The sequence below is a fragment of the Bacillus swezeyi genome (assembly GCF_001969815.1).
GTDB classification, from domain to species: Bacteria; Bacillota; Bacilli; order Bacillales; family Bacillaceae; genus Bacillus; species Bacillus swezeyi.
On the sequence record NZ_MRBK01000005.1, the window covers coordinates 1 to 15,152 of the forward strand.

Below are 15,152 nucleotides of genomic sequence, written 5' to 3' on the forward strand. Positions count from 1 at the left end.
CGTGAGCACCGACGCGCAGGCCTGACAACGAATGCGAGGATTTGTCGACACGCTGAAGCCAGAAAGTTTCCCTTTCTGGCTTTTTGCCGTTCAAAAAACCTCCAAATTTATCCTCCTGATATAAAAAATACACATTTAATAATCGGATATGATATGATATTTCATACAAAAACAGCGATTCCAATCTGCAGGCTAAAAGTCGGTTTGTTTGTAGAAATGGAACAGGGTTGATAAAATAAGTATATACAATCTTGAAATAATAAATGATGCACAAGATAAATATTTTTTTGCGATAGGAATCGTTATTTTTTCCTATTAGCCATATTAAAAGGAGTAGTCAACATGGGACAATCGTTTAACGCACCTTATGAAGCGATTGGAGAAGAACTTCTATCGCAACTTGTTGATACTTTTTATGAACGAGTGGGACGGCATCCGCTGCTCTCCCCGATTTTTCCGGATGATTTGACGGAAACGGCCAGAAAGCAGAAACAATTTTTAACGCAATATTTGGGCGGCCCCCCGCTTTATACAGAGGAACACGGGCATCCGATGCTGAGGGCTCGGCATCTTCCATTTCCGATCACACCTGAACGAGCGGATGCATGGCTTTCGTGTATGAAAGAGGCAATGGATCATGTCGGTTTGACGGGCGATATCAGGGAATTTCTTTTTGAAAGGCTGACATTGACAGCAAGACATATGGTCAACCAGCCTAAAATGGAGGATGGTTCACATTGACAATTTATCAGCGTGACCAATTTTTCTCCCATTGCCATGGACACCCGCAAAAGCCGATGGAAATTTATATGTTTGTTGACCCTTTATCTCCGGAATGCTGGGCTCTGGAGCCAGCGATAAAAAAATTAAAAATCCGCTATGGCCGATTTTTCACAATGCGCATGATCGCCGCCTGCAGCCTTACAGCATTAAATGTTCAAAAGCGAAAGAAGCACCGTCTCGCAGAGGCTTGGGAAAAAATCGCCTGCCGTTCAGGGATGTCCTGCGACGGAACGCTTTGGTATGACAAAGCGCTTTCCGCTCCATACCTCGCCTCCCTTGCGCTAAAAGCGGCAGAGCTGCAAGGCAGAAAAGCCGGAATGCAATTTTTGAGATGTATGCAGGAGAGCTTGTTTCTTAATCAGCAGGATATTACAGAAGAACAGGTGCTGTTTGATATTGCGGAACATACACAGCTCGATCTGGACGAATTTCAAAAGGATCTTCATTCACAAAGCGCCGTAAAAGCGCTGCAATGCGATATGAAAATCGCTGCTGAAATGGAAGTCTCATCGGTTCCAACCCTCACTTTTTTTAATAATCTCCGCGAAGGAGAAGGCTTAAAAGTAACGGGAAATTATTCATATGAAATATACGAAGAGGTGTTGTTTGAAATGCTCGGCGATGAGCCAAAGCCATCGCAAACTCCGCCGCTCGAGCTATTTTTTGAATACTTTCAATTTGTAGCGGATAAAGAAATTGCAGTCGTTTATAACTGGACGCTTGATGAAGTCGAACGCGAAATGAAAAAGCTCGCTTTCGCCGGAAAAGCCGAAAGAGTGGAAGCGAAACACGGCATGTTCTGGCGTTATGTGAACGAAAATGATGATGCCGGACCGCTCTATCAGTGCGAGAAATAGCACGGGTTTTTCCGTGCTTCTTTTTTATGCTTGTTACCGAACTTATGTTCTTTTTTAGAGCAGTAAGAAACCGCGCCGGGATAAGCGCGGTTTCTATTATGTCTTAACGACAACAAAGGGGATGGGAGAAATTTTTCACGGTCAAACAAAGGGGTAAATGTTTGTTTGTGATCAATTTCACATCTTTATAATATCAAATCATGTCGAGTTTTGACAACTGATTTCATTACTTTTCACATTTTTGTCACAAAACATAAAAGATAGATGTCCATCATATGATGAAAGTAGGAAAGAAAACGGCTGATTCACACGGCAAAATGCGGGAAAGAATGCGGGTTCACGCACTGTAAAGCGTCATTTTTCGCTTTTTGACATTTTATCAGTCCATAGGAGGGTTTTTATGTTACAAATGATTTTGGGACTTGCATCGATTTTGTTTTTTTTCGTATTGAACATTTTAGGCTGGATGCAGATGCTTCCTCTTTATATTACGTCTCCTCTGCTGTTTATATCCATCCTTTTTACGATCAGCCGCTTCAATCATCGGAAAACATTTAAAGGTTTTTAGGCAGTGTGTCTTAAGCTTGTGCAAAAAGGCTGCCGCTATTTACGGGCAGCCTCCAAAGCCCTGAATTCACTTATTGATTTAATTTAAGCAGAAGCTCCTCCATTTCATTGAGCCGCTCTTCAAATGTTTTGCATGCAGCTTCGATCGGTTCTGATGACGTCATATCGACGCCCGCTTTTTTCAGCACTTCAATCGGATAATCCGAGCTTCCCGCTTTTAAAAAGTCAATATAGCGGTCAACAGCTGGTTTGCCCTCTTTTAAAATCTGCTGGCTCAAAGCCTGGGCTGCGCTGAAGCCGGTCGCATATTGATAGACATAGTAATTGTAGTAGAAATGCGGGATTCTTGACCATTCAAGACCGATTTCTTTGTCAATCTCAATATTGTCTCCGAAGTATTTTTTATTCAAATCATAATAGATGCTCGTTAACAGCTCAGGAGTCAGCGGCTCTCCTTCCTGGGCCTTGACATGGATTTCATGCTCAAATTCGGCAAACATCGTCTGTCTGAATACTGTTCCCTTAAACCCTTCGAGCATGTGGTTTAAAATATAAAGCCGCTGTTTTTCATCATCTATCGTATTCAGCAGGTATTCCCCTAAAAGCGCTTCATTTGTCGTTGAAGCCACTTCGGCGACGAAAATGCTGTAGTTTCCATACGGATACGGCTGATATTTTCTCGTATAATAGCTGTGCACAGAATGGCCGAATTCATGAACGAGCGTAAACAGGTTGTTGACATTGTCGTGCCAGTTCATCAAAATATACGGGTTTGTCCCATATGTCCCGGAAGAATAAGCTCCGCTCCGTTTTCCTTTGTTTTCATAAACATCGACCCAGCGGTTGTTTAAGCCTTCCTTCAAGATGGAGGAATACTCTTCGCCCAAAGGTGCCAGACCCTTCACCATATAATCCTTCGCCTGTTCGTATGTCACCTTCATGCCGGAATCTTTTACAAGCGGAGTATACAGATCATACATGTGGACCTTATCAAGATCGAGCACTTTTTTTCTAAGCTCCACATACCGATGCAGAAGCGGCAGATGTTTATTGATCGTCCCGACGAGATTATCATAGACCTCTTCTGGAATGCTGTTTCGCGAAAGCGCCGCTTCCCTCGCCGACTTATAATGTTTGACTTTCGCATAAAAGTTATCTTTTTTCACCGCTCCGCTGAGCGTTGAAGCAAGCGTATTTTTAAAGCGTCCGTACGTCTCGTAAACCGCCTTGAATGCAGCGCGGCGGACATCGCGGTTCTCACTTTCTAAAAAGGTAATATAATTGCCGTGGGTGATCTGCCGTTTTTCTCCGTTTTCATCGGTGATCTCCGGGAATTCCATATCGGCGTTATTCAGCATCCCAAATGTGTTTGACGGGGATGAAAGCACATCTGAAGCCTCGGCCAAAATCCCTTCTTCCTCCTCGCTCAGCACGTGGGGACGCTCTTTGTTAATTTCTTCGAGAGCATGTGAGTAGAGCTTCAATTCCTCTTTTTCCAAAAGGAACTGCTGAAGTTTTTCCTCCTGAATCGATAAAATTTCCGGCACCATATAAGCTGTGGCGCTCGCTGCCTGTGTATAGAGGTTGGCCGCTTTATCATTGAGACCTTGATAAAACGAGTTTCCCGTATCTTGATCATAGCGCATATGTGCGTAAGTATACAGCTTGCCCAGCCTTTCCATTACCTTATCCTGATACGTCAGCGCCTCATATAAATCATCAGCTGAATGGCCGAGCTTGCCCTTGAATTCGGAGAGCTTAGGCAGCAGCTCTTTCACCGCTTGGAATTCCTCATTCCAAGCATCGTCTGATGGGAAGATATCCTCGAGTTTCCACGTCTCTTCTTTCTTCACCTCATCTCTTGAAGGCAGTTTCTTTGTTTGCTTTTCTTCAGCCACTGTAAATCCCCTCGCTTTCTTTACTCCAAGTCCATTGATGTTCAATAAACTTGTATTGTGTTTATCTTCTGTTTTTTCACCGTCTTTTGTCAAATCATTTGCGGAAAAAATCATGCTTGATGCGGCAACCAAAATACAACATACATACCTTTTGAGCTGAAACAGTCCGGACACCACCTTCCTTTCCTTAGGTTGGACGAAAGGCTTGGTGATCATTCGGAAAAATACCGTTCATCTCTTTTCAGCAGCTCCGCCAGCCTTGGCTTTAAAAAAATCGGACCGGCGGGATAATAAACTTCTTCCTCCTTCTTTAAAAATCCTTTTTCGTGTAAAAACTGAATATATTCACATACGGCGTTCACAACCGTCTCCCGCTGATTCCGCCTCAGCTTCAGCTTTTTTGATTGAACCAGTTTGTCCATATAAAGAACGGCCGATTGCATGTGAAAAGAAGACCGCGTCGTCAAGTACAAGTAAAGATGGCCTTGCCACACATAAACCGGATGAGCAAAAATATAGCCGCTGGGCACGGGAAGAAAGACTTCCGATGGGAAAAATGGAAGCGGAATTTGAAACCTTTCATAAAACAGCGCGGCTATCTGCTTTGACTCTTTTGATAAAAAACGGCTGGGTGTCGTCCGAAATTTGAGGAGATTCCTTTTCCATGCATCAAGCTGATACGAGGAACGGCTTTTAGAGGAGGTTAAATCGTGCCATTTTGTCTGCTGCAGAGGGAGATACCTTGCCGATGCGGATGTTTTATTTGTCAAAAACGGGATTAAATGTTCAAGGACGAGAAAAGCTTTTTGATCGGGGCAAAAAAACAAGAGCTTCGGAAGTTTTTCATTTCTCATGCTGAACTGCCAATGGAAGCCGGAAAGCTGAAAAAAGCAGCCTGCTGAGCGCTTCAGACGATTTCCGCCGACAATCCAGAGCGGCTCGATCCCGAGTTTCAGGAAGCCAGCCGTCCTTTTTTGATACTCTTTTAGATTGAGATTCGCGCATTGAAATTCAACCGCCATTTTGAGCGTCCCGCTGTTCACAAGCAAATCAGGCCTCTGTCTGATCGTCCGCAAATACGGTTCGAGCTCTGGCCTCAGCCCTTGTCCGCCAAGCCATTCATACAAGAGCCGCTTCCCTTTCAAATGATAAAGGCTTTCCGGCTCATGCGGAACAGGGCACGCTGAACCCGGCTTATGGGCAAAATGATGAAGCTTTTTGGCGCCGATTTTGAGATCGAGCTTATGATGACAGGCCGGGCAATAAAAAGTATGCCTCTCCCTCATCCGTTTGAGCTCATCTGCTCTGTATCCGTCAGCCAGACAAATCAGCCGCCCTTCTTTGCTTTGCGCGCTGAACATATTGCATTCCTCCTTTCTGTACCACTAAGTATTCAACAGGTATCTGCTCTCTCCTTTTTTTGAAAACGCTTCAAATTTAAGCTGATTTTCTATAAAGTAGTATTATAGAGCACGAAATTTTCAGAAAAGGAGTTTTTGATATAAAACAGAAATTGACCACAAAACTGACATTGCTGATATTAACGTTGCTGTTTATCTTACTTTCTGTCATGAGCGGCCTTTATCTATTGATTTTAGAAAATTCTTTAAAAACACAAATTCAGGCCAGAGCGCTTGATATGGCAAAAACGCTCTCACAAATGCCTTCCATCAGCGAAGCATTCGAAACCTCAAATCCGTCTGAAGCGCTCCAGCCGATTGCAGAAAAAGCAAGAAAACAGTCCGGTGCACAATACGTGGTCATCGGCTCGACCAATTCAATCCGCTATGCCCACCCAGATCCGAACAAAATCGGCAAACCGATGGTCGGAGGAGACAATGAGCGCGCCCTTGAAAAAGGTGAAGCATATGTTTCCGAAGCCGTCGGCACACTAGGGGCCGCCATCAGAGGCAAAGCGCCGGTCCGAGCCGCAAATGGAGAAATCGTCGGGATCATCTCGGTTGGTTTTTTAAAAGAAAATATTCAGGATGTCGTCTATCAATATCAGACAAAATTCATATTTTTATTGGGATTCGTCGTGCTGATGGGGGTTTCAGGGGCTGTCTATATTTCCCGCAATGTAAAGAAATCCATTTTCGGCCTTGAGCCTTATGAAATTAATCAATTATATACAGAAAAACAGGCGATCACCGAGTCTGTGCATGAAGCTTTAATCGCCATTAACAAATATGAAAAAATCACCCTTTTAAATAAAAAAGCCTGTGAACTGCTTGATGTGGAAAGTGAAGATCACTGGATCGGCAAGCCGATTTCCCAGCTTCTCCCTAACACAATGCTTCCTGAAGTCCTGAAAACGAAAACCGCCCAGAAAGACCAAGAACTAACGATTGGAAACGAAGAATTGATCGTCAACAGGGTGCCGATTTTTGAGAATGAAATCATCCGCGGGGCTGTCGCGAGCTTCAGAAAAAAGACGGATATTGACGAGCTATCGAAAAAATTAGCGCAAACATCGCAATACGCAGAAGGTCTGAGAGCCCAGACCCACGAATATTCAAACAAGCTGAACACAATCGCAGGCCTGATTCAGCTTGAAAGCTATTCAGAAGCGCTCGAACTCATTCAGAAAGAAAACAAAAGCCATCAGGATATGCTGCAATTTTTGATTCATTCCATTCCAGACCCTCTCCTTTCCGGGCTTTTACTTGGTAAGATCAATCGTGCGAAAGAGCTCCATGTCGAGTTAGAAATCGATGAAAGCTCCAAAATCGACGCATTGCCTCCTGAAATGGATCAGGGAAAGTTCATTACGATACTGGGAAATCTGATTGAGAACGCATTTGATGCCGTTTCGCAAAAAAAAGAGCGGAACATTCTTGTGTTTTTATCTGACGGGGGAGATCATTTGTTAATCGAAGTCGAAGATTCAGGAGACGGTATTCCCGACGCTGATACAGAAAAAATATTTCAAAAGTTTTATTCGACAAAGTCGGAAAACCACCGCGGTCTTGGGCTCCATTTAGTGAAAGAAGCTGTCAAAGCATTAAACGGAGAAATTAAAGCGGAAAAAAGCGACCTTGGCGGGGCATTGTTTACTGTCGTTATACCAAAATCAAGAGATACGCTGGGGGACCAAAGATGAAAGAATTGCAAGTATTTATTGTCGAGGATGATATCAAAAACGCCGATATTCATCAAAAATTGATCAGTAAAATTGAAGGATTTTCCGTCATCGGGATCGCCGAACATTTTCAAGATGCCAAAGACTTGCTTCCGGCCGTAAAGCCTGACCTTGTCTTGTTGGATATTTTCCTGCCGGATGGCTCCGGTATGGAGCTTCTCTGGCTGATCAGGCAGAAGCTCAGGCATACAGATGTCATGATGATTACGGCGGCCAAAGAAGTTGAATATGTTGAACAGGCGATACGCGCAGGAGCCGTCGACTATTTGATTAAGCCGATCATGTTTTCCAGATTGAAAGAAACCCTTTTAAACTACCGGTCTTACCGGCTCAAGGTGAATACATTGTCATCAATTGATCAGACAGATGTCGATACGTTAATGGCAAAAAGAAGAAATTTGATGAAAGAAAAGCAAATGGCAGATGCCGATTATCCGAAAGGCATTGACGGCCTGACATTAAAAAAAGTAGCCGCTGTTTTACATAACGGCGAAAACACGGAGGGCATTACTGCAGAAAATCTGGGCCGCACCATCGGTGTCAGCAGGACGACCGCAAGGCGCTATTTAGAATTTTTAGCAGCAGAGAAATACGTCAAAACAGAACTTTACTACGGGACCGTCGGACGCCCTGAGCGGCGCTATAAGCAGGTCAAAGCCGATGAAAGTCCGGAAACATAGCGTTCCGGACCTCAAAAGCTTATCCTTCTAAATCAATCGATTTTTTATGCCTGCTCTTCATTGCCCGGGAAATCGATGGCAAGATGAGAGACAGAAGCGCCGCCATCATCAGCCCGATCGTGACAGGGCTTTCGAAAAATACGGTCAGACTGCCGGAGGACAGCGTCATGGCCTGTCTGAACGATTCTTCCATCAGGCCGCCTAAAATAAATGCCAAAATAAACGGCGCGGCCGGAAAAGACAAAACCCTCATAAAATACCCGAGAATGCCGAAGAAAACCAAAATATAAAGGTGAACAATATTAAAGGTCACGGCATAGACTCCGATCAGACAGAAAACAAAAATGAGCGAAATCAAAAGCTGCTTAGGAATCAGCAAAATCTTTGACAGGAAAGGAATAAGCGGCAAATTTAAAATCAGCAGAAACAAATTGCCGATATACATGCTGGCGATGACGCCCCAAAAAACATCGGGATGATCCGTCAGCATAAGCGGACCAGGCTGAACACCGACAACCAGGAGTGCGCCAAGCAAAACGGCGGTTGTCCCTGATCCGGGAATTCCCAGTGTCAGCAGGGGTACAAAGGCGCCGCTCGTTGCCGCGTTATTCGACGTTTCAGGTGCTGCAATGCCTTTAATATTCCCCTTGCCAAACGACTCGGGATTTTTTGAGATTCTCTTTTCTGTAATATAAGAAATAAAAGACGCAATCGTTGCTCCAGCCCCCGGCAGTATTCCGAGCAGGAATCCGATCACCGAATGCCTTGCGATCGGTCCGGAAATCTCTTTCATTTCGCTTTTTGTCACCTTCAGGCTGCCGACTTGGGATGCTCCCTCTGTCATCGGTTTGTTTCGCGTTTTAATTAAAAATGCAACTTCAGCTAATGCAAACAGTCCAAGGGCCACGATCAGAAAGTCGATTCCTTCTAGAAGGCTTGCAGCACCAAATGTAAACCGCTCTGTTCCCGTCTGCGGATCAATTCCGATGGTGGCGGTCATAAAGCCTAATGTAGCCGAGATCAATGCCTTGACCGTCGACCCTTCTGAAAGGCTGGCAATGGCCACCAGGCCCAGCAGCATCAGGGCAAAATACTCAGTGGGTCCAAATGTAACGGCCACGTTTGCCATTGTCGGAGCCACGAGCATCAGTGCGACGACGGTGATCGTTCCGCCTGCAAACGAACAGATGGCAGCCACGGCCAGCGCTTTTCCCGCTTTCCCCTGCTTTGCCATTGGATAGCCGTCAAACGACGTGGCAACAGTCCCGGCTATACCAGGGGCATTTAAAAGGATGGAAGAAGTCGATCCGCCAAATACCGCTCCATAATAGACACCGGCCATTAAAATCAAGGCTGAGGCTGGATCCATCCCATAGCTTAACGGAATCATGATGGCAATTGCGGTAATCGGCCCGAGTCCCGGAAGCATGCCGATAACCGTCCCGATCAGTACGCCAATAAAGGCAAACATAATATTTTGCGGGGTCAATGCCACCTGGAATCCGTATAAAATGCTGTCTAACATGCTCATCCCTCCTTATCGTTGATTAAAAAGGCAAAACCCCCTGCGGAAGCATAATGTTCAGCAAATAATGAAATGAAAAATAAATCGTGCTGGTGAAAATCAGCGAAACGACAATAGCTGTTTTCCACTTTCTATATCCCAATATCGCCGGCAGGGCGATAAGCAGTATAATGGTTGACAGCAGAAATCCGGCCATTTCTAAGATCGTAATATAGATGAGCAACGAAACAACGCAAAGGGTCATGACCTTTACATCTTTTTTCTTTAATTGAAACAGCTTTTTCACATTCGTGTCTTTTTGATCTTTTTCAAAAAACAAAAATATTCCGAGAATAAGGAGCAATATACCCAAGCTTTTCGGAAGCACATCCGCATCAATGACGGCATACGGATAGCTGTCTAAATTAAAGCTGAGCACCAAATAAATGGCGGCCACAGCTAAAATCACAACGGATACGACCCGGTTTGTGATCCTCATGGTTTACACCAGCCTTTCTCGATTTCCTCCTAAGCCGGCAAGCGTCAGCCAAACGGCTTGGCCTTTAGCCTGACATGCCGGCTCCGCGATCTTCACATTCTGGTCTGTTTATTTGGCCTTTTCCCCAAGTCCGATCTCATTCAGCAGACTTTCCATCTCGTTATATTGATCATCAAGATATTTTTTGAATTCTTGATGATCCATATAGTTATCGGTCCAGCCATAGCTGTCCCGAATTGATTTCCAGCTGTCTTTCTCCATCATCTCTTTGATTTTTTCCTCATAAAACTGAACAGCTGATTCGCTCATTCCCGGAGGGCCCATAAAACCTCTCCAAACCGTGAATTCATTATCGATTCCCTGTTCTTTTAAAGTCGGAAAATCTTTGACGGTCTCCCCTTTCATGCGCTCCGGGGCGGTAATGGCCAATACTCTGACCTTGCCGGCCCGCGCCTGTTCCGCGGCTTCACCGACACCGGTCGAGTAGACATCGGCTTTTTTGCCAAGCAGCATACTCATTCCGGCACCGTCTTGCGCCGTTATATACTTAAGCTGTTTTGCGTCAACACCCGCTTTTTGAACAGCGCTTACAAACTGCATGTGATCCATGCTTCCAGGAGAAGATGTGCCCACAATGGAAACGGCCTTCGGATCTTTTTTGAGTGCATCCACAAGATCTTTCATTGTTTGATATGGCGAGTCTTTATGAACGACAAACGCTCCGTAATCGGCAATCACGCTTGCAATCGGTGTAAAGTCCTCATAACCGTATTGGGATTGTCCGTTTAAAGGCACGAACAAGATCGGCGGTGACGTGACGAACAGCGTATGATCATCGCCTTTTTTGCGGTGAACGTATGACCAGCCGGTTGCACCGCCGCCGCCAGGTTTGTTGACGACAGCCATCTTATCGATCAGTTTTTCTTCACCCAATATTTTGGATACGGTTCTTGCCGTTGTATCCCATCCCCCGCCGGCACCGGCAGGCGCAACAACCTCAATCGGTTTTGAAGGTTTAAAGCCTTTTTCTTCGGCAGCTTTATTTTTTGAAGCCGTGCTTCCGCCGCATCCTCCCAAAATGAGCGCAAACACAAGTAAAATGAAAAAGCCGCAAAGTGTACCCCTTTTTGCCATGCTGTGTTCCCCCTTTTTTGTAATCGCTTTCATTATAGCTTCGTCTGCTTCTCTTGCACAGTTTAACGGCATAATGTTCTTTTTGTTCATAAAGTTCACAAAAAAAACCTTTCCCGACACGCAGGAAAGGTTAAAAGCCGATTTCAAAAGAAACCGGCTTTTATGCAAAGTGTTTTTTTATTGTATGAAGAGCATGATCCGCTGCAACCAGTTTTCCATACTCTTTCAGCATATGAATCGTCATTTTTGATTCTGAGGCATATTCCAGCAAAATACTCAGCTGATTTTCAACCTCTTCATCAGGCAGTTCATTGAAATCCACGAATAAATAATAGCGGTTTTCATGAGAGTACAATGTCGTTTGGCAGCCGCTTATCGTCATTTTTGATAATGAGATTAAATCCTCAAAATCAGCAAATTTTAATACAAATTGCAGCTTCTGCTCTTCGGCTTCTTCCTTTTGAAAATCTTCCAGCAAAGCGTCAAGGCTTTCTTCTGCTGCATCTTGCTTTTTATCTTCAGGAATCGGCAGTTCAAGCTTTTGTCCGTCTTTAGAGAGCTGAGCTCTTGTCACAATGATTTCCAATCCCTTATCAAGGGCCTGCACTTGAATCCAAAGGGGGCCTTCAACGGCAAACTCTTCTTCTTCGTGCACTTCGTCCATCATTTCCCAAAAAAGCTCTTCACTGCGTTCTCGATTGTACCAAATTTCTTCTCTGTCAAACCCTCGGTCTTCTATATCACCGTAGGAAATATAAAATTTAACCGTATGTTCGTTTATTCTTTCGATTTCCATTTGCCAACCTTCCCTTCTTTGTAAGATGTTGAAGGGATAACTAAGCTCCCAATTAATTGTACTTTACTACACTTTACCCATTACGTCCACTTCTTAACCTTATACCTGATCAATCTTTATTTTCTATTTTATGATAAAAAAGGCGCAAAAGAAATAAAAATGCATGAAAAGACAGGCTAACATAAATTCCGGCCCTCTTCATATATTAGTTGTACAAGCAGCAGCTGAAGATGCGGGCTTCGCCAAAGAGGCAGCCCGCCAGCAAAGTGAGGTGCCAGTTGATGGAACACGAATTACTGATGTCATTCCTTGTCATCATAGGAATCGACCTCATTCTCGGCGGTGACAATGCTGTTGTCATTGCGATGGCGAGCCGCAATTTGCCTCCACAGCAAAGACAAAAAGCAATCATCATCGGCACATGCATTGCCATCTTGTTGAGAATCATGCTGACCACAGCAGCAGTATATCTGCTGGCGGTTCCCTACCTGCAATTTACCGGAGGAATTTTTCTTCTGTATTTAGGATATCAGCTCCTGATTGAAAAGAAAGACGCCCAGCATGTCAAAAGCGGGACATCCTTATGGAAAGCGATTCGTATTATTGTGGTTGCCGATTTGTTCATGTCCCTCGATAATGTCATTGCTGTTGCCGGAGCCTCGCACGGACGCCTGATGCTTGTTGTGGCCGGCCTTATGATTTCGGTTCCGGTGATCATTTGGGGCAGCAGGCTGATCCAGACCGCCATGGCCAAATTTCCGCTTCTGATCTATGCTGGAAGCGGGCTGCTCGCTTATACAGGCGGCGAAATGATTGTCAGGGAACAGGAGCTGTCTTCCTTTATGGCAAGGCACAGCATCCTTGAAATGCTCCTTCCAATCCTCACGGTTATTTTTGTTGTTTTAGCCAGTATTTATTATGAACAAATGGGTGAAAAACATTAAAAAAGAAGGCTGAAAAATTCAGCCTTCTTTTTCTTCATCATCAGTTTGCCAAGCGTTGCGCTTCCCTTAATTGGAATGTGCGCACTTTGCGAGGAAGGAATCGGCGGATTTCATCCTCATTGTATCCAACCTGCAAGCGTTTTTCATCGATGATGATCGGACGGCGCAAGAGGCCTGGATGTTCATTGATGAGCTGGTAAAGCTCCTGAAGAGGCATTGTTTCAAGGTTGACGTTCAGCTTTTGGAACACTTTTGAACGAGTTGAAATGATCTCGTCTGTTCCGTCTTCCGTCATCCGTAAAATTTCTTTTATCTCATCAATTGATAAAGGCTCAGAAAAAATGTTTCTTTCCGTAAATGGAATATCGTGCTCTTCCAACCATGCGCGCGCCTTTCTGCAAGACGTACAGCTTGGTGATGTATATAATGTAACCATCATGCTTCACTCCTTAAAAAGTAGAATGAAATAGCGTATTCTTAAATTGAAATAAATCTAAAAAAGTAATCTTTATAGAGTATTATACTATAAAAAAGTAAGTGTGAACAGTCTGCAACAGAATTTTTTTGACAATCCTGCAACTTTTGTTCTTTTCGCCTATTATCATTCTCAGTTAGTTTAGTTCATCGAAAATGTTTTTTTGCTTTTGATCATCAACGATTTCCAGCACATCATCGACATCTTCAAATGATTCTCCATACCATTTTTCATCTTGATATGTATGGATTTTTTCATACGTTTCTTTCATTGCTTCAAACACTTCTTCTTCCGTGTTTGATTTCGGGGACCAGTATAAAATCTCCATTTTGCTGACTTTGCCGGTAGCCAGCGACCGGCGGCGGTAACCGATTGACTCAGCATGTTTAAAGTTTTTCTTTTGATAAAATTTAAGACGTTTTGCTGTATCTGCATCATCTTCATCTACTGGCTCGACCTCAAGGAGTATCGGTTTGTTTTTCTCTTTGAGCTTCTCGATCAGTTTGGAACCGAGTCCCTGACCTCTGGCGTCTTTAGAAACGAAAAGATAGTCGATGAAAATAAAGGAATCAAACTCGGCATACATCAAAATATGATGGCGGCCTTCTTCTTTATGGTAAATATCGTTTTGTTCCTTTAATAGCGCTTCCATGTGCTCTTTTGATTTCATTTCTTCAACCGGAAAATACTCGCTAAGCTTTTCATACCAGTTCATAGATTTGCTCCTTATGAATTTTCTTATGATTCACACCTTAGATATACCCGCTTTCTCATTAGTTTAAACAAGATCTTTCGGAAAAGAACAAGGAGCTTATCAAGCTGAGCATGTTACCTATATATACTAAGACGAACGTCATCGCCGAAGGTTTCAATTTTTTTCACAAAAAAACGAAGCGGATGCTTCGCTTTCACCAAAAAAGGCAGCGGTCAGGCTGCCTTTCAAATGTTTATTTAGATTTGATATGCTTGAAACTCTTCTTCAGAACACATGACAAAATGTCCAGGCTTCACTTCGCGAAGCTCCATCTGTTCGCCGTCTTTCAGCTTATGGACCGACGGATCATACGTTTTCCGCACACGGGTGCGTTCGTAATCCGGATCCGGAAGCGGGATGGCCGAAAGCAGTGATTGTGTATACGGATGAAGCGGATTTTCATATAATTCATCGGCCGGCGCCAATTCAACGAGCTTTCCGAAATACATGACACCGATCCGGTCGCTGATGTATTTCACCATGGACAGATCATGGGCGATAAACAGGTATGTCAGTCCCCGTTCCTTTTGCAGATCCTTCATTAAATTGACGACCTGCGCCTGAATGGACACGTCAAGCGCCGAAATCGGCTCATCGGCAATGATGAATTCCGGTTCGACCGCAAGCGCTCTTGCGATTCCGATCCGCTGGCGCTGTCCTCCGGAAAACTCGTGAGGATAGCGGTTTGCGTGTTCTTTGTTTAGACCGACAAGATTCAGCAGCTCGTTCACCCGTTCAACACGTTCTTTTTTCGTTTTTGCCAAACCGTGAATGTCGATTCCTTCGGCGATGATGTCGGCAACCGTCATCCGCGGATTTAATGAGGCATACGGGTCCTGAAAGATCATCTGCATCTTCCGGTTGAATTCGAGAAGATCTTTGGCAGACTTTTTGTCGTGCACATTCTTTCCTTTAAATAAGACCTCACCGGATGTCGCTTGATATAAACGAATGATTGACCGGCCTGTCGTCGATTTTCCGCAGCCCGATTCGCCGACAAGGCCAAGCGTTTCTCCTTTGTAGATGTCAAAAGAGATGCCATCTACAGCTTTAACAGTTCCTTTCGGCGTTGAAAAGTGCTGTTTTAAGTTCTTAATTTCGAGAAGTTTTTCTGCCATG

Annotated in this window: 15 protein-coding genes and 1 pseudogene; 6 read left to right on the forward strand and 10 right to left on the reverse strand. The window is 44.2% G+C overall.

Annotation, left to right across the window (positions count from 1 at the left end):
• The first annotated feature begins 342 nt into the window (after positions 1-342).
• The 3 genes from BTA30_RS05555 to BTA30_RS23315 all read left to right on the forward strand — a co-directional run bounded on the left by BTA30_RS05555 (position 343) and on the right by BTA30_RS23315 (position 2,208).
• Complete coding sequence (locus tag BTA30_RS05555) at positions 343-741, forward strand: globin domain-containing protein (RefSeq protein ID WP_076760275.1); 399 nt, start codon at positions 343-345, stop codon at positions 739-741.
• Positions 738-1,640 (forward strand): protease adaptor protein SpxH, encoded by a 903-nt coding sequence (spxH, locus tag BTA30_RS05560; protein ID WP_076760276.1) that lies wholly within the window; start codon positions 738-740, stop codon positions 1,638-1,640. The genes BTA30_RS05555 and spxH overlap by 4 nt, the downstream gene beginning before the upstream one ends.
• 400 nt (positions 1,641-2,040) lie before the next feature.
• Positions 2,041-2,208, forward strand: coding sequence for a hypothetical protein (locus BTA30_RS23315; RefSeq protein WP_094777299.1), 168 nt, complete (start codon positions 2,041-2,043; stop codon positions 2,206-2,208).
• 70 nt (positions 2,209-2,278) lie between these two features.
• On the opposite strand, the gene pepF is transcribed toward BTA30_RS23315, so the two are convergent.
• Together pepF and BTA30_RS05575 are read right to left on the reverse strand one after the other, a co-directional pair.
• Entirely contained in the window at positions 2,279-4,321 is a 2,043-nt protein-coding gene (gene pepF, locus BTA30_RS05570; RefSeq protein ID WP_076760277.1) for an oligoendopeptidase F, read from the reverse strand.
• Positions 4,318-5,466: a competence protein CoiA family protein gene (locus tag BTA30_RS05575; protein ID WP_076760278.1), complete on the reverse strand. Its 1,149-nt coding sequence runs from the start codon at positions 5,464-5,466 to the stop codon at positions 4,318-4,320. The genes pepF and BTA30_RS05575 overlap by 4 nt, the downstream gene beginning before the upstream one ends.
• Positions 5,467-5,651: 185 nt before the next feature.
• Here BTA30_RS05575 and BTA30_RS05580 point away from each other — a divergent pair, with 185 nt between their 5' ends.
• Both BTA30_RS05580 and BTA30_RS05585 read left to right on the forward strand, forming a co-directional pair.
• Complete coding sequence (locus BTA30_RS05580; RefSeq protein ID WP_239693672.1) at positions 5,652-7,208, forward strand: ATP-binding protein; 1,557 nt, start codon at positions 5,652-5,654, stop codon at positions 7,206-7,208.
• Complete coding sequence (locus BTA30_RS05585) at positions 7,205-7,927, forward strand: response regulator (RefSeq protein ID WP_076760280.1); 723 nt, start codon at positions 7,205-7,207, stop codon at positions 7,925-7,927. The genes BTA30_RS05580 and BTA30_RS05585 overlap by 4 nt, the downstream gene beginning before the upstream one ends.
• A 19-nt stretch (positions 7,928-7,946) precedes the next feature.
• Here BTA30_RS05585 and BTA30_RS05590 read toward each other — a convergent pair whose 3' ends face one another.
• From BTA30_RS05590 to BTA30_RS22985, 5 genes and pseudogenes are all read right to left on the reverse strand, one after another.
• Positions 7,947-9,452 (reverse strand): tripartite tricarboxylate transporter permease, encoded by a 1,506-nt coding sequence (locus BTA30_RS05590; RefSeq protein ID WP_083696943.1) that lies wholly within the window; start codon positions 9,450-9,452, stop codon positions 7,947-7,949.
• Positions 9,453-9,474: 22 nt separating this feature from the next.
• On the reverse strand, positions 9,475-9,930 hold the full coding sequence (locus tag BTA30_RS05595; protein ID WP_076760282.1) for a tripartite tricarboxylate transporter TctB family protein: 456 nt from the start codon (positions 9,928-9,930) through the stop codon (positions 9,475-9,477).
• 108 nt (positions 9,931-10,038) lie between these two features.
• Positions 10,039-11,064, reverse strand: coding sequence for a tripartite tricarboxylate transporter substrate binding protein (locus BTA30_RS05600; RefSeq protein WP_239693673.1), 1,026 nt, complete (start codon positions 11,062-11,064; stop codon positions 10,039-10,041).
• Positions 11,065-11,224: 160 nt separating this feature from the next.
• Entirely contained in the window at positions 11,225-11,860 is a 636-nt protein-coding gene (gene mecA / locus BTA30_RS05605) for an adaptor protein MecA (protein WP_076760283.1), read from the reverse strand.
• Positions 11,842-11,970: pseudogene (locus BTA30_RS22985) on the reverse strand (hypothetical protein). Before BTA30_RS22985 ends, mecA begins: the two are co-directional and overlap by 19 nt.
• Before the next feature lie 171 nt (positions 11,971-12,141).
• On the opposite strand from BTA30_RS22985, the gene BTA30_RS05610 reads away from it, so the two are divergent.
• Positions 12,142-12,804 carry a TerC family protein gene (locus BTA30_RS05610; RefSeq protein WP_076760284.1) on the forward strand — a complete coding sequence of 221 codons (663 nt, stop codon included), beginning with the start codon at positions 12,142-12,144 and terminating at the stop codon, positions 12,802-12,804.
• Between the two features lie 40 nt (positions 12,805-12,844).
• On the opposite strand, the gene spxA is transcribed toward BTA30_RS05610, so the two are convergent.
• The 3 genes from spxA to BTA30_RS05625 form a co-directional block, all read right to left on the reverse strand.
• Positions 12,845-13,240, reverse strand: a complete 396-nt coding sequence (gene spxA, locus BTA30_RS05615; protein WP_009328833.1) for a transcriptional regulator SpxA — start codon at positions 13,238-13,240, stop codon at positions 12,845-12,847.
• 175 nt (positions 13,241-13,415) lie between these two features.
• Positions 13,416-13,994: a GNAT family N-acetyltransferase gene (locus BTA30_RS05620; protein WP_076760285.1), complete on the reverse strand. Its 579-nt coding sequence runs from the start codon at positions 13,992-13,994 to the stop codon at positions 13,416-13,418.
• A 236-nt stretch (positions 13,995-14,230) separates the two neighbouring features.
• Entirely contained in the window at positions 14,231-15,151 is a 921-nt protein-coding gene (locus tag BTA30_RS05625; RefSeq protein ID WP_076760286.1) for an ABC transporter ATP-binding protein, read from the reverse strand.
• Between the last annotated feature and the right edge of the window lies 1 nt (position 15,152).